14 protein-coding genes and 2 pseudogenes are annotated in these 16,997 nt (G+C 72.9%); 5 read left to right on the top strand and 11 right to left on the bottom strand.

What is annotated here, in order from left to right; genetic code table 11:
* Positions 1-271: 271 nt before the first annotated feature.
* The gene (locus tag GUY59_RS26760) at positions 272-454 is read left to right on the top strand and encodes a hypothetical protein (protein ID WP_161714715.1); all 183 of its coding nucleotides are present in this window, start codon (positions 272-274) and stop codon (positions 452-454) included.
* A gap of 64 nt (positions 455-518) precedes the next feature.
* Positions 519-614 (top strand): annotated as a pseudogene (locus tag GUY59_RS51445) (AMP-binding enzyme); the annotation flags it as partial.
* An 18-nt stretch (positions 615-632) separates the two neighbouring features.
* Here the strand turns inward: GUY59_RS51445 and GUY59_RS26750 are convergent.
* From GUY59_RS26750 to GUY59_RS26730, 5 genes are all read right to left on the bottom strand, one after another.
* On the bottom strand, positions 633-1,940 hold the full coding sequence (locus GUY59_RS26750) for a family 43 glycosylhydrolase (RefSeq protein ID WP_132331541.1): 1,308 nt from the start codon (positions 1,938-1,940) through the stop codon (positions 633-635).
* A gap of 165 nt (positions 1,941-2,105) precedes the next feature.
* Positions 2,106-3,113 (bottom strand): diacylglycerol/lipid kinase family protein, encoded by a 1,008-nt coding sequence (locus GUY59_RS26745; RefSeq protein ID WP_252374872.1) that lies wholly within the window; start codon positions 3,111-3,113, stop codon positions 2,106-2,108.
* Positions 3,114-3,119: 6 nt separating this feature from the next.
* Positions 3,120-4,835 carry an ABC transporter ATP-binding protein gene (locus GUY59_RS26740; RefSeq protein WP_138200088.1) on the bottom strand — a complete coding sequence of 572 codons (1,716 nt, stop codon included), beginning with the start codon at positions 4,833-4,835 and terminating at the stop codon, positions 3,120-3,122.
* Complete coding sequence (locus GUY59_RS26735; RefSeq protein ID WP_138200089.1) at positions 4,832-6,586, bottom strand: ABC transporter ATP-binding protein; 1,755 nt, start codon at positions 6,584-6,586, stop codon at positions 4,832-4,834. Before GUY59_RS26735 ends, GUY59_RS26740 begins: the two co-directional genes overlap by 4 nt.
* Positions 6,587-6,723: 137 nt before the next feature.
* Positions 6,724-7,659: an alpha/beta hydrolase gene (locus tag GUY59_RS26730; RefSeq protein ID WP_236667528.1), complete on the bottom strand. Its 936-nt coding sequence runs from the start codon at positions 7,657-7,659 to the stop codon at positions 6,724-6,726.
* 60 nt (positions 7,660-7,719) lie between these two features.
* Here GUY59_RS26730 and GUY59_RS26725 point away from each other — a divergent pair, with 60 nt between their 5' ends.
* Positions 7,720-8,754, top strand: a complete 1,035-nt coding sequence (locus tag GUY59_RS26725) for a helix-turn-helix domain-containing protein (protein ID WP_138200090.1) — start codon at positions 7,720-7,722, stop codon at positions 8,752-8,754.
* A gap of 93 nt (positions 8,755-8,847) precedes the next feature.
* Here the strand turns inward: GUY59_RS26725 and GUY59_RS26720 are convergent, their stop codons facing one another.
* Positions 8,848-9,321: a carboxymuconolactone decarboxylase family protein gene (locus GUY59_RS26720; RefSeq protein WP_138200091.1), complete on the bottom strand. Its 474-nt coding sequence runs from the start codon at positions 9,319-9,321 to the stop codon at positions 8,848-8,850.
* A gap of 348 nt (positions 9,322-9,669) precedes the next feature.
* Between GUY59_RS26720 and GUY59_RS26715 the strand changes: the two genes are divergently transcribed.
* Positions 9,670-10,683, top strand: a complete 1,014-nt coding sequence (locus GUY59_RS26715; protein WP_201761361.1) for a hypothetical protein — start codon at positions 9,670-9,672, stop codon at positions 10,681-10,683.
* Positions 10,684-11,001: 318 nt separating this feature from the next.
* Here the strand turns inward: GUY59_RS26715 and GUY59_RS26710 are convergent, their stop codons facing one another.
* From GUY59_RS26710 to GUY59_RS26700, 3 genes are all read right to left on the bottom strand, one after another.
* Positions 11,002-12,093, bottom strand: a complete 1,092-nt coding sequence (locus GUY59_RS26710; RefSeq protein WP_138200092.1) for a VLRF1 family aeRF1-type release factor — start codon at positions 12,091-12,093, stop codon at positions 11,002-11,004.
* A 266-nt stretch (positions 12,094-12,359) separates the two neighbouring features.
* On the bottom strand, positions 12,360-13,475 hold the full coding sequence (locus GUY59_RS26705) for an acyltransferase family protein (RefSeq protein ID WP_252374873.1): 1,116 nt from the start codon (positions 13,473-13,475) through the stop codon (positions 12,360-12,362).
* Between the two features lie 65 nt (positions 13,476-13,540).
* A complete protein-coding gene (locus GUY59_RS26700) occupies positions 13,541-14,749 on the bottom strand; it encodes an AMP-dependent synthetase/ligase (RefSeq protein ID WP_236667527.1) in 1,209 nt (402 codons plus the stop codon).
* Between the two features lie 239 nt (positions 14,750-14,988).
* On the opposite strand from GUY59_RS26700, the pseudogene GUY59_RS26695 reads away from it, so the two are divergent.
* A pseudogene (locus GUY59_RS26695) lies at positions 14,989-15,136 on the top strand (hypothetical protein); the annotation flags it as partial.
* Between the two features lie 47 nt (positions 15,137-15,183).
* On the opposite strand, the gene GUY59_RS26690 reads toward GUY59_RS26695, so the two are convergent.
* On the bottom strand, positions 15,184-15,825 hold the full coding sequence (locus GUY59_RS26690; protein WP_138200093.1) for a response regulator: 642 nt from the start codon (positions 15,823-15,825) through the stop codon (positions 15,184-15,186).
* On the bottom strand, positions 15,822-16,916 hold the full coding sequence (locus tag GUY59_RS26685) for a sensor histidine kinase (RefSeq protein WP_138200094.1): 1,095 nt from the start codon (positions 16,914-16,916) through the stop codon (positions 15,822-15,824). Before GUY59_RS26685 ends, GUY59_RS26690 begins: the two co-directional genes overlap by 4 nt.
* Between the last annotated feature and the right edge of the window lie 81 nt (positions 16,917-16,997).

Raw genomic sequence — 16,997 nt, 5'->3', positions numbered from 1 at the left:
TCGTGGTGCCGGGTGGGACGGTCGTGGTGGCGGCGTTCGTCATCAGCAGCGCGGCCTCCGCCACCGCCACGGCGCCCGCCACCAGCGGTCGTTTCCGCCGGCTTGCCGGGAAGGCCGGCTGGAACGGGCGGTCAACGGTGTCGCCGCCGCGAGGGCGCCGGGCAAATCGCGCTGATCCACCTGTACGGCCTCACCGAGACGTACGGGCCCGCGGCCATCCGCCAGGCCGCAGCCGGAATGGGCCGTCCTCGACCCCGCCGGCCCGGCAGCGGTGACCGCCCGGCAGGGCGTGGGCAACGTGATCGCCCAGCGCGTCAGGGTCGTCGACGAGCACGGTGACGACGTGCCGGCCGACGCTGCCACCGTCGGCGAGACCGCGATGCGCGGCAACGACGTCATGGTGGGCCACCACCGCGACCCCGCCGCCACCGGCAAGGCCGCCCCCGACGGCTGATTCCGTACGGGCGACCTGGCGGTGAGCCACCGCGACGGCTACGTGCAGGATCGCCTCCGCCGAGGTGGGGGACGCCCTGGTGGACCATCCGGCCGTGCAGGAGGCCGCGGTCGTCGCACGGCCCCGCCCGCACTGGGGCGAGGTGCCCGTCGCCTACGTCGCCGCGCGGCCGGCCCGATCAGGCGAGTTCGACGTAGTCCAGCTCGGCCCACCGCGTCAGGTGTTGCAGGCGCAGCGTGTTCCAGCCCGCGACCAGGGTGACCGTCGCCTTGACCTGCGTCCAGTTGTCCCACCCCCGGTCGGGATAGTCCACGGTGGCCCGCGCCGCCCCGTTCACCGTCAGGGCGTGCTGGGCGTCGCCGTATCCGGCGGCGTACGCGACGTTCGCGGTGTAGTCGCCCGCCACCGGCGCGAACACCTTGATGTCGACCCAGCTGTCGGCGTGGTCCAGCTTGGCCACCACGGCGCCCTGCGACGCGCCGGCCGCGCCCGTGCGGACCTCCGCGTGGTTGACCGTGCCGCGCTCGGCCTCGTACCGCACCCGGCTGCCGCGCACGACGGGATAGTCGTTCGCCCAGCCGAGGTCCGCGGTGTACATCCAGCGCGCGTCGCCCACCCAGCCGTGGAAGAAGACACGGTCGCCCAGCACGTCGGTGCCGCCAGGGCCCTGCACCGCGCCGTCGAACGTGCCGGTCGTCATGAGCGGCCGGTACGCCTTGGTGTAGGGGCCGGTGAGCGAAGGGGCGGTGGCGTAACCGGTGAAGTACGAGTTGCCGGTGTAGGAGCCGCCCGAGTAGAACAACACGTACTGCGACGGGCGTTTGACCAGCACCGGCGCCTCGATCACGCCGGCCTCCTCCGGGCGGTCGTTGCGGATGAGCTCCCTCCTGGGCCCGGTGAAGGTGACGCCGTCGGCCTGCACCTGCTGCAACCAGATGACGGTGGGCTTGCCCACGGCGTTGCCGTCGTTCTTGTACAGCAGATAGCGCGTGCCGTCCGCATCGACGAAGCTCGACGGGTCGATGTCGCCGCCCTCGGCGGGGTCGCAGACGAGCGGGGAGTCGCCGATGGGCCGGAACGGGCCGAGCGGGGTGGGCGACAGCGCGGCGCCGATGCACATGCGCCCGGTCGCGGTGCTCGGGCCGGTGAAGTACATGAGGTACTGGCCGTCCGCGCGGCGCGTCACGTCAGGCGCCCAGAAACCGCCGTCGCCCGCCCAGCTCGGCTTGCCGGGCAGGGCGTCACCGCGCACGGTCCACGGCCCGGTGGGCGACGGCGCGTCGGCCACCTGGATGCGGCCGGCCCGGCTGCTGGTGGAGTAGGCGTAGAAGGTGGATCCGGCCTGGATGACGTCGGGGTCGGGGAAGTCGGCCTCGATGACCGCCGGTGGCGCGACGGCCGCGACCGCCGCGCGGGCCTCGCCACCGCCCGCCGCGAACGTCGCCACCAGGGGTAACACCAGAATGAGCCGGCCGGACAACGACATGGGAGCCTCCCATCCGCCGCGCGCCGGCGGAAGCGGCCCGCCTCCAGGCGGGGCGGCCGGCGAGCGATCATCACGCGTATCTGACCGATGATCTCACAAGCGTCAAGCGTCACGGTCCGGCGCGACCGGCGGCCGCTCACCCGGCCCGCCGACCCTCGACCTGTGTCACTCGTCTGGTGCGATGAGCCGCCAGGCCCTGGGGCGTACGGTCCAGGACCAGACGGGCGAGGCCGGGAGCAGTTCGCCGTCGGCGTTGGCCGGTACGGGCTCGCCCTCGATGACGACCCTGCCCGCCCGCATGGTGACCACGTCACCGCGCTCGGGGTGCTCGCCGCGCCGCAACCGTAGCCCGTACGCCAGCCGTGCCCAGGGGGAGACGGCGAAGGAGACGATCACGTCGGCCAGCCCGTCGTCCGGGCACGCGTCCGGCGCCAGCGGGGTGCCGCCGCCGATCGTGGCGCCGTTCCCGACGCCCACCATGAGCACCCGCCGGCGGCCGGACGCGACGACGACGCCGTCAGCGCGTACCCGCAGCCGCCAGCCCCGGCTGCGTGCCCCGGCGAGGAGCGCGCCCACGGCGTACGCGGCCCGGCGCAGCACCGGCTTGAGCGGGGCCGCCTGCTCCGAGGCCAGCGCGCCGACGCCGACGTGCACGGCGTTCATCACGATCCCGCCCTCGTCGTCGACCAGCAGGTCCAGCGGCCGTTCGGTGCCGTGCAGCACCGTCAGCGCGGCCTTCCCGGGGTCCAGCGGGACGCCCAGAAAGCGGGCCAGGTCGTTGCCGGTGCCCATGGGGATCAGCCCCACCGGCCGGTCGGCGAGTTCGCCGCGGGCGAGCAGCGCCTCCAGCACGGTGTGCAGGGTGCCGTCGCCGCCCATCACGACGGGGTCGCGGTCGGCGTACCCGGCCAGGACGCGGCCGACATCCTCGGGTGTCGCCGTGGCGGGGGCCACGATGTCGGCCTCGCTCTCCAGCGTGCGCAGCACCGCCTGCCGGGTTTCGTCGTCGTCGCCGCCCGCCGCCGGATTGCCGATCGCCACCAGCCTGCGCGCCATCTCCGCCCGCCTTCCCTCGTCCTGGGCTGCCCCGGTTCCCCCGGCCGGGTCGGCGAAACGCCCAGGGCGCCGCGGGCCGTCGGGGTGCTCGGGAACCCCGGCCGGGGGAAGGGCCACCGGTGCTCAGCCCGGGGCGGCCGCGCGATGGGAGACCTCCCAGAACCCGGCATAGCGTCCGCCAAGGCGCAGCAGCTCGTCGTGGGTGCCTTCCTCCACGATCCGGCCGCCGTCGAGGAAGACGACCCGGTCGGCGCGCTGAACGGTCCGCATGCGGTGCGCCACCATCACCACCGTCCGGCCCGCCATGAGCCGCTCGATCCCCTCGTGCACGGCCGCCTCGTTCACCGGGTCCAGCGCGGAGGTCACCTCGTCCAGCAGCACGACGGGCGCGTCCTTCAGCAGCGCACGCGCGATCGAGACCCGCTGGCGCTCGCCGCCCGACAGCAGCGAGCCGCCCTCGCCGACGTTCGTCTCCCATCCGCCGGGCAGCCGCTCGATCACCTCGTCGAGCCGCGCCGCCGTCGCCGCCGCCCGCACCTCCGCCTCGGTCGCGCCGGGACGGCCGAGACGTACGTTCTCCTCGATGGTCCCGTCGAAGAGATAGACGTGCTGGAAGACGATGGCGATCCGCTCCATGAGCACCTTGGTGTCGATCGCGCGCACGTCCACGCCTCCCATGCGCACCGCGCCCGCGTCCACGTCGTAGAAGCGCGCGAGCACCTGCAGCAGGGTGCTCTTCCCCGCCCCCGACGGCCCCACGACGGCGAGCCGCTGCCCCTGCGGCACGGACAACGACACGTCGTCGAACACCGTACGGTCGCCGTGCCGGAAGGTGACGGACGCGAGCTCCAGGTCATGCCCCGCCGGCTCGATCGGCTCGGCCGGCTCCGGCAGCGGATCCGTCCGCAACACCTCGTCCAGCCGGTCCAGCTCGGACCGGGCGCCGCGCAGTTTGCCGCCGATGTCCGACAGCGACAGCAGCGGGTCGGCGCACCGGGCGGCCAGCACCAGGATCGTCAGCACCTCCGCCGCGCCGATGCTCCCGCCGAGCACGAGGTAGGCACCGAGGACCAGCAGCACGGTGAAGAGCGCCTGCACCACGACCGTCAGCCCCACCACACCCGGCAGCGCGGCCAGCACGGTACGCCGGGACGCCCGCTGCACCCCGCGCAGCGAGTCGTCGAGCAGCGTGAAACGTTCCGTGGTCCGGCCGCCGGCCCGCAGCACCGGCTGGGCCTGGAGGTACTCGATGACGCGCCCGCTCGCCTCGTGGTCGCGCTCGTGGCGCTCGGCGTCCGTGGCGGTCGTCGAGCGGACCGTCCACCACTGGATCGCCGCCACGACGGGTACGCCCGCCAGCGCCGCCAGCCCCATACGCCAATCGAAGACGAGCATCACGGCCACGATCGTCAGGGGCGTCACCACCGCGGAGACGAACGGCGCCAGCAGATGCGCCGCCACGCTCATCGCCGCCAGCAGCCCGCGGCCGGCCATGACGGACACCTCGCCGACCCGGCCGGCGTCGTACCAGCCGATGGGCAGCCGGGCCAGGTGCTCGCCGAGCCGGTGGTACATGCCGCGCAACATCGTCGTCCCGACGCGCATGCCGGACAGGTCACTGGCGTAGCGGAGCACGGCGTAGGCGGCGACCGCGGCCCCGAACGCCACCAGCCACGGCCAGGCGTCCGCGGGCGAACCCCCGAGCAACGCCCGCAGCACGGGGACGAGCAGCGCGTACGACAGTCCCTCGGCCGTCGCCGTGATCGTCATGAGGGCCATGGTGCGGCGCATCGTCCTGGCGTACTCGTGTCCCAGCACACGCAGCAGCATGTGGATCATCGGGGCTCATCTCCTTGCTCCGGGCCGCCGTGGGGCCCGGCCGCGCCGGCGATCCGCCGGGAGCGCCAGAACGCGGCGAACCTTCCGTTGCGCGCCAGCAGTTCGGCGGGGCTGCCGCGTTCGACGATCGACCCGTTCTCCAGCATCACGACGGTGTCGGCGTCGGCGACCGTCTCCAGGCGGTGGGCGATGACGAGGACTGTGCGATCGCCGTCCAGCGTCGCCAGCGCCCGGCGTACGGCCTGCTCGGTCTGCGGGTCGGCGAACGCGGTCGCCTCGTCGAGCACCAGGACGGGTGTGTCGGCCAGCAGCGCGCGTGCGATCGCGACCCGCTGCGCTTCGCCGCCCGACAGCCGCGCGTCGTCCCCGATCACGGTGTCGTACCCTCGGGGCAGCTCCAGGATGCGGTCGTGAATGCCGGCCAGCCGGGCGGCGCGGACCACCTCGTCGTGCCCGGCGTGCGGCACCGCCAGGGCGATGTTGTCGGCGACCGGGGCGCGCAGCAGGCGGACGTCCTGGAAGACGAACGAGACCATCCGGTAGAGCTCGCCGCTCCCGAGCTCGCGCAGGTCGACGCCGCCGAGCAGGACCGAGCCGCTCACCGGGTCGAAGAACCGCGGCAACAGCTGGACCAGCGTGGACTTGCCGCTCCCCGACGGCCCGACGAGCGCGGTGACCGTCCCTGGTTCCAGCACCAGGTCGATCCCGCGCAACACCTCGCGGCCGTCGTCGTAGGCGAACCGCACGTCACGCAGCTCGACCCGGTGCCCTCGCGGCGAGGCGGGTTCGGCCGGCTCCGGCAGAGGCGGCACCTCGAGCACGTCCTTGATCCGGCTCACCGCCCGCCGGGCGGCCTGGAGGTCGTCGAAGCCGTGGCCGAGGGCCGCGACCGGCGCGGTCAGGCCCAGCCCGAGCAGCAGGAAGGGCAGCAGGTCCGCGGGGGCCATGCCGCCGGACGTGATCAGCGCCGCGCCGCCGATCAGCACGACCAGCAGCACGAACGGCGGCGACAGCGCCAGCTGCATCGCCGCGGCGATCAGCGACATGGTGCGCACCCACCGGACGAAGACGTCGACGAAGTCGTCCGCGGCCCGGATGAACGTGCGGTGGGCGCGCTCGGCCCCACCGAACGCCTTGACCACCGCGATGCCCTGCACGAACTCGACGGTGGAATCCGCGATCCGTCCCATCGCCGCGTCGAACTCCTCCTGCTCGCGCAGCCGGGCCGGCACCATCATCAGGGGGACCGTCGCCACCGCCAGGGCCACCGGGATCAGGGTGATCAGCGTGAGCCGCCAGTCGACGGCGAACAGGTAGACCAGCGACACCAGCGGCACGACGAAGGCCGAGACGAGCTCGCCGGGGGCGTGGGCGATGAACGGGTGCACGGCGCTGACGTCCTCGCCCACCACCTTGGCCACTTCTCCGGACCCGCGCCGGGAGAACCACCCGATCGGTACGCGCCCCAGCCGCGCCGCCAGCCGCCTGCGGAGCGTCAGCTGCACCGCACCGTCGAGGACGTGCCCGATCCCCGACGACGCGGCCGTGAACAGCAGCCGGACCAGCAGGCCGGCCGCGCCCGCCGTCACGACGGCCCAGACATGGCCCGGGTCGGCGGGGCCCGGCGAGAGCAGGACCCGGCCCACCTCGACGACGGCGAGCAGCGGCGCCAGGCCGGCGACTGCGCCGACCATCTGGAGCAGGACGACGGCGGCGAAAGCCCACCCGTACGGGCGCAGCAGTCCTGTCATGCCGGTGCCGACCCTGTTACGGCATCCGGCTGGCGAGCGGGCTGCTCCCTGGCCGGGGCGAGGTCGGTCGCGGTCATGGCTCTCCCGTGGTCGTGGATCTCATCGCGTTTCCTGAGCGGTGGTGGTGGCGGATGGCGTCAGCCGGCGAGGGCGCGGTGGAGCACGGTGCCGAGCTCGGCGATCTGACGTTGTGAGACCTCGGCGGACAGGATGGCCTGGGAGCCGTGGAAGGTGCCCGCCCACTGGTGGAGCTCGACCGAGACGCCGGCCTGGAGCAGGCGGGTGGCGTACATGATGTCCTCGTCGCGGTTGGGGCACAGCTCGGCCGTGGCGATGTAGGCGGGAGGCAGGCCGGTCAGGTCTTCCGCGCGTGCCGGGGCCGCGTACGGGGTGGCGGGGGCGCCGCCGAGGTAGTGGCCCCAGGCGGAGCTCACCTTGTCCCGGTTCATCCAGGGGGTGTCGGTGAAGGTGCGGGCCGACCACGTCTGCTGCCGGTCGTCGAGGCCGGGCTGGTTGAGCAGCTGGAAGCAGATCCGCGGGCCGTGCTCGTCGCGGGCTCGCAGGGCCATGCCGGCGGCCAGCCCGCCGCCGGCGCTGTGTCCGCCGACGGCGATGCGGGCGGGGTCGAGGCCGAGCCGCCCGGCGTGCTCGGCCGCCCAGGCGAGGACGGCGTAGGAGTCGTCGAGGGCGGCCGGGAAGGGGTGTTCGGGCGCCAGACGATAGCCGACCGAGATCACCACCGTGCCGGAGACCTCGGCCAGCCGCGCGGCCCAGGGGTGTTCGGTGTCGAGGTCGCCCATGACCCAGCCGCCGCCGTGCATCCACACGATGGCGCCCTGGCCGGCCTGCCGGGGGCGGTAGACGCGGATCGGCACGCCGGAGCCGGCGGGCACGACATGGTCCTCGATCTCCAGGCCCGTCGTGTCCGGAGGCGCCACCGACGCGGCCAGGGCGGCGAAGCTGTCGCGCTCGGCGATCGGGTCGCGCAGGTCGGCTCGGGGGAACAACGGGATGAAAGCTTCGAGTTCGGGATCCATGCCGCTCATCCTCGCGGCGCCGGCCCACCAGGTCATCCGCCATCCGTCGCCCATCACGGCTCGGCCGCGCACCGATCGTCGCGTACTCTTCCCTGCATGGAGGCACTGGCTGTACGGCTGTCGCACCTGGACGCGGAGGCCGGAGGGGCGCTCCGGGTCGTCATGTTCTACGACACGCTGATGCGCCGCCGGGTGGATCTCCCGGCACTCGCCCGGGCCTCGGCCAACCTGGCCGGCTGCGTGGCGGGCATCAGGCTGCACGACCCGGACCGCGTGGTCCGCTTCTCGCCCGACGGCAGGCAGGCGGCCGGCCCGCCGGCGCCCGCGTCCACCACGGCGCCGATCACCCTCGACGACGAGGAGGTCGGCACGGTCTGGCTGGAACGCTCCGCCCCTCCCTTGCCGCTCGACGAGCTGCTGCTGGACCGGCTCGGCATCGCCGTCGCGGCGGTCGTCGAGAGGTACGGCCCGGCCAGCACCACCATGGCCGACCCGGCCCTCGTCGAGCTGGCGATCAGCCCCGGCAGCGAGGACGCCGCCAGAGCGCGGGCGCTGCGGCTGCTGGGCTTCGCCGCCGACCTGCCCGTACGCGTCGTCGCCGTACGGTCACGGCTCCCGCTCGACCAGGTCGGCGGCCTGATCTGCCCGGCACGCCCGGTCAGGGCGGCGTCGGTCGGCGGCGTGGGCGTCATCCTGGCCACCACCGTCGACCAGAGCCGCCTTTCCGCGGGCGCGCGGGCGGGCATCGGTTCCGCGGCCGGCCCTTGCGTGTCCTGGCAGCAGGCGCGCACCGCCCTGCGCTACACCACCGCGCGCCGGCCGGTCGTGCGCTACGAGGACCTGGGCGCGCTGGCGCTGCTGGCCGAGATTCCGCCGGAGGTCGCGCGCGGCAACCCCGACGTGGCGGCGATCGACCGGCTGGCCGGCACTCCGGAGGACCTGGACACCTTGGACGCCTACTGCGCCACCGGCTCCCTGCGCCAGGCCGCCGACCTTCTGCACCTGCACCACAGCAGCATCGCCCGCCGGGTCGAACAGATCGGCAAGGCCCTGAGCATCGACCTCACCGAACAGGCCGGGCTGACCCGGGCCAGGATCGCCCTCACCACGTGGCGGCTCCTCGGCGAGTGACGAGCGCCGGCCTGTGACACCGCCACGTGCCGCCGACCGGTGAGCCGCCGGTCGCCGTCCGGCGCCGGCGGCCGCGTTCCTTCCCCGATCTGGTTACCCGAACTGGCCGGGCTGGTAGTCGCCGGCCGGCTGCTGGGTGATGACGTTCAGGCGGTTGAAGGCGTTGATGGTGGCGATGAGCGTCACCAGGGCGGTGAGCTGCTCCTCGTCGTAGTGCTTGGCGGCGTTCGCCCACACGTCGTCGGAGACGCCGCCGGCAGCGTCCGCGAGGCGGGTGCCCTCCTCCGCCAGCTCCAGGGCGGCGCGCTCGGCCTCGGTGAACACCGTGGCCTCCCGCCAGGCCGCGACCAGGTTGAGCCGCACCGAGCTCTCCCCGGCGTGCGCGGCGTCCTTGGTGTGCATGTCGACGCAGAAGGCGCAGCCGTTGATCTGGCTGGCGCGCAGCTGCACCAGCTCCCGGGTCGTGGCCGGCAGGCTGGAGTCCTTGACCGCCTGGCTCGCCCCGACGAAGTGCTTCAGCGCCTTGGCCGCGAAGTCGTTGCCGAACAGGTTGAGACGAGCGTTCATGGTGTGCTCCTTGTCGTTGTCGCTGGTCATACCCCATTGACGGAGCGGCCCGGCGAAGTGTGACAAGGACGGATGTGACATGAGCCACCCGGCTCGCAGAGGCCCGGGCCAGTCGCCGGCGATCTTAGGGACCTCCCGGGTGGCGTCCTGGACGGCGGACGTCGTTTCCGCGATGAAGCGCGTGGCGCTGGCGGCGGTCGGCAAACGCTCACTGCCGTGCTACCTCGCCCGTTCGGTCGCCCACCTGATCAACAGGCACGCCGCGAAACGCCGCTCCCTCTGGAGGCGGTATGGGGACGGTAGGAAAACCCGGTGCGAGGGCGTCCGGAAAACCGCCACGATAGGTCGATGAGTGAGGCGTTCGACCATAGTGAAGATCTGCCGGCGGCGCGGACGCGTGAGCGTTGGCTCGGCCGGATCCTGCGCGAGGGAGCCGTTCCCGAGGTGCTGGAGGTGCTGGCCGAGCGGTTGTCCCCCACCGATCTGCAGACGCTGCTGATCGAGGTCTCCCGCCGGCGTGCCGCCGCGGTGACGCCCGCGCGCCTGCTGAAGGCCTATGAGGACAACCGCTTCACCCGGCCGTCGCCGCTGGACGCCGGTGAGCTGGCACGCCTGGAGGCTATGGTGCTCCGACGGCTCGGCCGGCATGCCTTCACCGCGGTGCAGTTGTCGCCGCTGTGCCCGCTGGGCACCGTCTCGTCGGTGGCCACCGCGGACCAGAACAAGGTCGTCACCACGGTCCGTACCTCGGAGGTCGTCGCGGACGTCACCAACGTGCTGGCTCTGGAGTGCGCGGTACGCCGGCGGGACCTGCTCGGGGCCGATCCGCGCTCACGCCGGCGGGTCCGGCTCGGGGCCGTTCACCGCGTGGTGCGCGCCCAGGCCTTCGGGCCGGGCATGGCGGCGCACTTCTCGCTGCTGGGCCTGTGTACCGCCGGTCGCGACGAGGGCTCGTTCGCCTTCGAGACGGCCGCCCTGACCGAGCAGATCGGCGTCCACCTCGACCTCCTGCGGGAGGCCCGCGCCCTCGGTTACGAGGCCACGAACGTGCGCGTGTCCGTCACGGACCTGACCGGCGGGCGCCACCGCCGGGCGCTGCGCGAGAAGGTCCTGGACCGGCTCGCGCAGGAGCACCCCGGTACCGGGTTCGCCTTCGACGACGACCGCGCCGCCGGCCGCGGCTACTACGGCGGCGTATGCTTCGGGATCCGCGCCGCCACTCCGGCCGGCGGCGACGTCGACCTCGGCGACGGCGGATCGGTCACCTGGACCGCCGGCCTGCTCGGCAACGCCAAGGAACGCCTGATGATCAGCGGTATCGGCCTGGAACGCCTCTGCGCGGCCTTCCGCCCGCCGGATTGAGCCCGCACCGGATGCGCCGGGTGGAGCCGGTCGAGGACCCGTTCCGCCATGCCCACGATCGTGGCGTCCCCGATCCCGCCGATCGCGCCGGGGATGCGCTGGGTGCGCAGGCCCTCGACGTGAAAGAGTGCGCAGGCGAGGAGTTCGCTGACGCCCGCACAGCCAGCTCACCGATGTCCAAGCACTCCAGGCCGACGCCGACAGTCGCGGTCGGGACAGTGAGGCGGCCCGCCACGCCCGGTGGCGCGGTCGTGGCGGGCGCGGTAGGAGGGCCGGCGACGGCGTCGGGGCGACGGTCCAGGAGCGCACGGCGACCGCTCACCAGCGCAGCATCGCCGCCACTCCGCCCGCCTCGGCGAGCTCCTCCGCCGCTCGGGTCTCCAGCACGGTGACGTCGCCTCCGTGCTCGAAGGCTAGCTCGAACATCTCCTCCTCCAGCTCCTCGGGGGCGACGGCGACGGGATCGGCGTTCCACCCGCCCGCCGGGTCGAGCAGCAGGTGCTCGACCCGGCCCTGCCGCAGCAGGGAGAGGATGTCGTCGAGGCCCACCGCGCCGTTACCGCCCGACAGGGCCAGGTCCCGGGCGCGTACGGCCAGGGCGGCGTCATGCCTGGCCCGCACCTCGTCGAGTGTGGGGCGGACGAACTCCAGCACCTCCGACGGCGACAGGGCTGGATCGAGCACGGCGTCCACCTGGACGATCTCCCTCTCCGCCGGCAGCGCCTCGCGCAGCACCGAGGTGTCGCGGGGATCGCCCACCAGCAGCAGCGTCTCCCAGCCCAGCCGCCGCGCCTGCCCGGCCACGTGCGGGGCCGACTCGCGCAGGAACCTGGTCAGGTGCTCCTCCACGCGCTGGTCGAAGCGGTCGGGGTGGATGCCGCGCCGGGAGAGCCCCGGCAGCGTCGCCTCTCTGGACGAGCCCGCCGTCGCCAGGTCGAAGCCGACCGGCTCCAGCTCGTCGGCCAGGCCGTAGCGGCAGTCGAACAGCCGCACGCCGTCACGCCCCACCCTGACCACCCCGGCGGGCTTGTCGGCCTGTACGGCGGTCACGAGCGGCAGCAGATAAGCGTGCTCCTTCAGCACGGCGAGGACACCCACCGGGAGCTGAACCCACGCGTTACGCACCTCCTCACCGGCCACCTGCGCGAACAGGGCACGCCCGAGACCGGGACCGGCCGGGTCGAGCAACTCGGTGATCCGCGGCTCCAGCAGGTCGAGGCGCAGGTCCACGAGCCTGGCCCGCTCCTGGTCGGAGCCTGCGGCCAGCTCCTGGCGCAGCGCGGCGATCTCGTTGCGCAGCCGGGTCCGACCGGACTGCGTGCCCGGCTCCATCGTGGTGTAGAGCGACAGCACACCGACCTCGTCGCCGAAGGCCGCCAGCTCGCGTAGATCCGCCTGGTCGAACACCATGACGCGCTCACCTCCGTAGGCAGGAGCCCTTGGTCAGGGCCCCGGCGGTGCGGGGGTCGGTACATTTTATCCGCGCTGCCCGTCGCCCCTCGTCAGCGGCCTTCAGGAGCGCTGCGTGCCCCAGCCCCGGAGGCGCCTGAAGCACGGGTCGTCGGGACCTACCGGCACCTTGTCCGGGGCGTTCTGTATCCGATCACGATCTTGACGATCCAGATCGTGACGGAACGGCCGCTCCTCACACGCGGCGCTTTTTGCGGGTGCCGAGCTCAGCGACCTGCCCCTTTCCGAGGTCGGCGGGCGGCAAGCTCCACGCGGGCGAACACGACGGCCAGCACGGCGAGCACGGCCGACGGGGCCAGCAGCCATAGCCAGCGCTGTGCCCACCAACCGGCGGTCGGCTCCGCCGCCAGCGTGCCACCAAGCCCTTGATAGGCCCACAGCACCACCAGGTACGCCGTCATGTGCCAGAGAAAGATGGTCAACGCGACCACGTTGAGGGCCACGACCGGCTTCCAGACGGCCGGCCGGCGCAGCAGGCGCTCGGCGGCCGGCGTGACCAGGACCAGCAGCCCGAGCTGGAAGACGGCCAGGGCGGCGATGGCGGCGTTGGTCGGGAAGATGTTGGATTCGGCGGCGCCGGTGGTGGACACCATCGACAGGGGGTAGCCCACTCCCACGGTCAGCCCGACCAGCCCGGCCAGACCGGCTCCGGCGACCGCCAGCCGCTGCGCCGGCGGCCGCCGCCCCAGCTCCCAGCTGCGCCAGGCGTAGCCGAGCTGGTGGCAGAACAGCCACACCAGGGCGGCGGTCACCCAGCCCGCCCAGGCCAGGCCGGCACCGCGGTGCGCCACGCTGCCGAGGATGATCAGCAGCACGAGCGCCACCAGGACGCCGGCTCCGTAGCGGTCGTGCAGGCGCACGGTGATCGGCACCGCGGCGATCAGCAGGCCGTACACGCCCAGGAACCACAGCGGCGTCAGGTAGCCGGGGAACCACTCCCACATCCATCGGTGCGCGCCGGGCAGGACGGCCGCGAGCAGCTCACCGGCGAGCCAGACCACGGCCCAGACGGCGGTCGGCCACAGCAGCCGGCGCAGCCGGTCCCGGACGAACCGGCCGGCGGTCGTCCCGCGTTCCCGAGCCCGTTGCCAGCCGACCAGGTTGGCGTACCCGCCGACCAGGAAGAACACCGGCATGATCTGCAGCACCCAGGTGGCCAGCCAGCCACCGGGCACGGCATGGATCGGATTGGGCATGGTCAGGCTGCCGTCGGCGGTGCGGTGGGTGATCGACAATGTCCAGTGCCAGAGGGTGACGACCACGATGCACAGCGCACGGGCGGCGTCGACCACCCGGTCACGGGACGCCGGCGTGGACGCCACCAGTCGATCCATCGTCGATCGCGCCCCCGCGACCTGGCGGGTCCGCCGGTCCTGGCGTCTGGTGCTCAGCGGTACAGCTCCTCGATGTCGGCCGCGAAGTCCTTGTGGACCAAGGCACGCTTGACCTTCATGGTCGGGGTCAGATATCCGTTCTCCTCGGTCAGGTCGACCGGAAGGATTCGGAACCTGCGGATCGACTCGGCCCGGCTCACCGTCGTGTTGGCCTCGTCCACAGCCGTCTGCAACCTGGCCAGCAGGTCCGGATCGTCGCGCAGCTCGGCGGGGCCAGCCTGCTCGGGTCTGCCGACGGCCCGCTTCCATGACGCCAGCGCCTCGGCGTCCAGGGTGATCAGCGTGGCGGTGTACGGCCGCCGGTCGCCGACGACCACCGCCTGACTGATGAGCGGGTGGGTGCGCAGGCGGTCCTCGAGCGGCTCCGGGGCGAGGTTCTTGCCGCCGGCAGTGACGATGATCTCCTTCTTGCGGCCCGAGATCGCGAGGAACCCGTTCTCGTCGAGGGCGCCGACATCGCCGGTGCGCAGCCACCCGTCGGCGGTCCGGCTCTCCGTGGTGGACTGTTCGTTGCGCCAGTAACCCTGGAACACGATCGGGCCTTTGATCAGGATCTCGCCGTCGTCGGCGATCCGGACCTCGACGCCGGGGAGGGGCGGCCCCACCGTGCCGATCTTCTGCGCGTGGGGCAGGTTCACGGTCGCGGCGGCACTGGTCTCGGTCAGCCCGTAGCCTTCCAGCACGGTGATGCCGACTCCTCTGAGGAAGTGACCCAGCCGGGCGCCCAGCGGCGCTCCGCCGGAGATGGCGTAGCCGACACGGCCGCCGAGCGCGGCCCGCAGCCGCCGGTACACCAGCCGGTCGGACAGGCAGTGTGCCAGGCGCAAGCGCCGGCCCGGCCGCCCATCGTCCAGTGCCTGGCTGTAGGCGACGGCGGTCCGGTCGGCCCAGTCGAAGATCCTCCCCTTGCCCTCAGCATGAGCCCGCTGCTGGGCATCGTTGTAGACCCGCTCGAACACCCTGGGCACCGCCAGCAGGAACGACGGTCGCAGGGCGGCGAGGTCCTCGCTCGCGAGGAAGCCTGCCGCCAGGCTGCGAACGTCGGCCGCGAACCGCCTCGCCGTCACGGGACGCCAGCCGCCGGCCGACCGGCGCTGGAACAGGACCATGTCGCTGTTCACCCGGTCGCTGGCGAAGACCACGTCGGCGAGCCGGGCGTCGGAGGCGACGGTCATCGGGGCAGGTACGGCATGGACCCGCATCGCTCATCTCCCCTGTGCGGAAGCGGCCGCCCCAGGTGGCGCCGGTGAACTGCGGCACGGGGCGGCGCGTGTACGGCCGGGTAAAGCAGCCAATTGGCCTGATTCCCCAGGTCACCGGGTGCACACTTGACAGGCGAAGGCTGTACGGCGCCGCCGTCATCAACGGCCTCGGCCTGTGAGTCGCTCCCGGACCGGTTCGTCGGCAACAGCGGCCGAGGTACCGCCCGGACCGGGGCTCGCTGTTCCGCCAGTTCTCCGCACCCGGGGGGAATCCCCAGCCACCCGTCGGTGCCGACCCCGGGCTCGATCCACGAGGGCGGCGAACTCGGCTACGTGCTGCTGCACGCGTTCGGCGCGGTGATGGACAACCCGGAGCTCAATGCTGCAACGTCGCCTGTATACGCGAGGACGGCAACCATTATCGGACGTTGAGCTCACTCTCCCAGACCGTGACGGTAGGCATAGGTAACGGCCTGGGCGCGGTCTCGCAGGCCCGCCTTGGCGAACAGGTTGTTGATGTGTGTCTTGACGGTGGCCGCCGAGATGAACAGCTCACCGGCGATCTGCGCGTTCGACCTGCCCGCCGCGATCAGCCGCAGTACCTCGGCCTCGCGCGGAGTCAGGCCGTCGGGGGAATTGCTGGATCGGTGGGCCCGTCCGGCGACCTCCTCGGCCAGCCGCCGTTGCACCTCGGGATCGAAGTGCGCCTGCCCACCGGACACGGTGGCGATGGCCCTGGCCAGGGTCTCGGCGTCGGTGTCCTTGGTCAGGTAGCCGCGTGCCCCGGCGCGCAGCGCGGCGAACACCGATTCGTCGTCGGAGTAGGTCGTCAGCACCACCACCTGGATGCCGGGATGGGAGGCGCGGATCCTGCGGGTCGCCTCCACTCCGTCCATCCTGGGCATCCGCAGGTCCATCAGCACCACGTCGGGGATCTCCGAAGCGGCCAACCGTACCGCCTGCTCGCCGTCGGCGGCCGTGCCCGCGACCTCCACATCGGGCAGCAAGGCGAGCAGCAGCACCAAGCCTTCCCTGACCACTGTCTGGTCGTCGGCCACGAGCACCCGCACGGTCACGACGCCGCCCCCGCAGGCAGTCGCAGCAGGACACGGAAGCCGTCGCCCTCCGGGCCGGCCGTGAGCGAGCCACCGAGCAGCTCGGCGCGTTCCCGCATGCCGACCAGGCCGTAACCGGCGCCGTCCTGCACCGGCGCCGCGCCGCCGTCGTCGCGGACCTTCAGCTCACACCAGCCGCCTACGTTGCGCAACGTGACCGTGACCGCCGCGCCGGGCGCGTGTTTGCGCACGTTGGTCAGCGCCTCCTGCGCGGTGCGGGCCACCGCCAAGCGGGCGCCGGCGGGCAAGGCGGAGACGTCGCCGCCGACCTCCACCTCACACAGCGCGCCGCCGGCCGACCGGTGCTCCACGGCCAGCCGCTCCAGGAGCTCCAACAGCCGTATGTCCTGGCCGCGCAGCGCGTCCAAGGCCCGCTTGGTCTCCTCCAGGCCGCTACGGGCCAGCCGTACGGCGCGGTTGACCCGATCCAGCGCGGTGGGCACGTCGCCGCGCTCCAGTAACAGCCGCGCCCCCTCCAGGTGGACGATCTGCGCGGACTGGGCATGGGCCAGGATGTCGTGGATCTCCCTGGCCAGGTGGGCGCGCTCGGCCTGGGCCGATTCGCGGGCCCGCGAATCGGCCAGTTCCCTGCTCAGCGTGAGCTGGCGCAGCAGGAAGGCCAGGATCGCGCTGTAGCAGAGCCCCATTGTGGTCCCGAACGTCTCCGGGACGGGCAAACGGAGCAGAAGAGATACCAGGGTTGTCCCGCCGATGTCAGCGGCCACGAACGCGGCCGCCCACCTCAGCGACAGGCGGTACGGTGCGGCGTAGACGACCACATACAGCGCGGAGAGGCCGCTGTAGGGGGCCACGGCGTGCATCGCCAGGCCGCCCACCAGGGCCACCGGCAGCAGATGGCCGGGGCCGGGGAACACCGCACCGCGTACGCACACAGCGAAGGTGATCGCTGAGAGCACAAGCACCCCGACTCCGACGGCCCAGCCTAGCCTCGGCCACGCGTTCACCACGGCGGACACCGACCCGACCAGCAGGTACGACACCACTAGGGCGCGGAACACCGCGCGGACGAGAGGACGCCGCAGGAGGGACACACGGGCAACGGTAGCCACACCCCGCGGGCGGAGCCATCCACCCCAAGGTGGAGAGCGTCATATCCACCCACGCGGCCATGA

It is taken from the genome of Nonomuraea sp. K271 (genome assembly GCF_009908215.1).
In the GTDB taxonomy this organism is placed as follows: Bacteria; Actinomycetota; Actinomycetes; order Streptosporangiales; family Streptosporangiaceae; genus Nonomuraea; species Nonomuraea longispora.
Note: the sequence above shows the minus strand (reverse complement) of the source record. Positions and strands in the feature narration are given on the sequence as shown.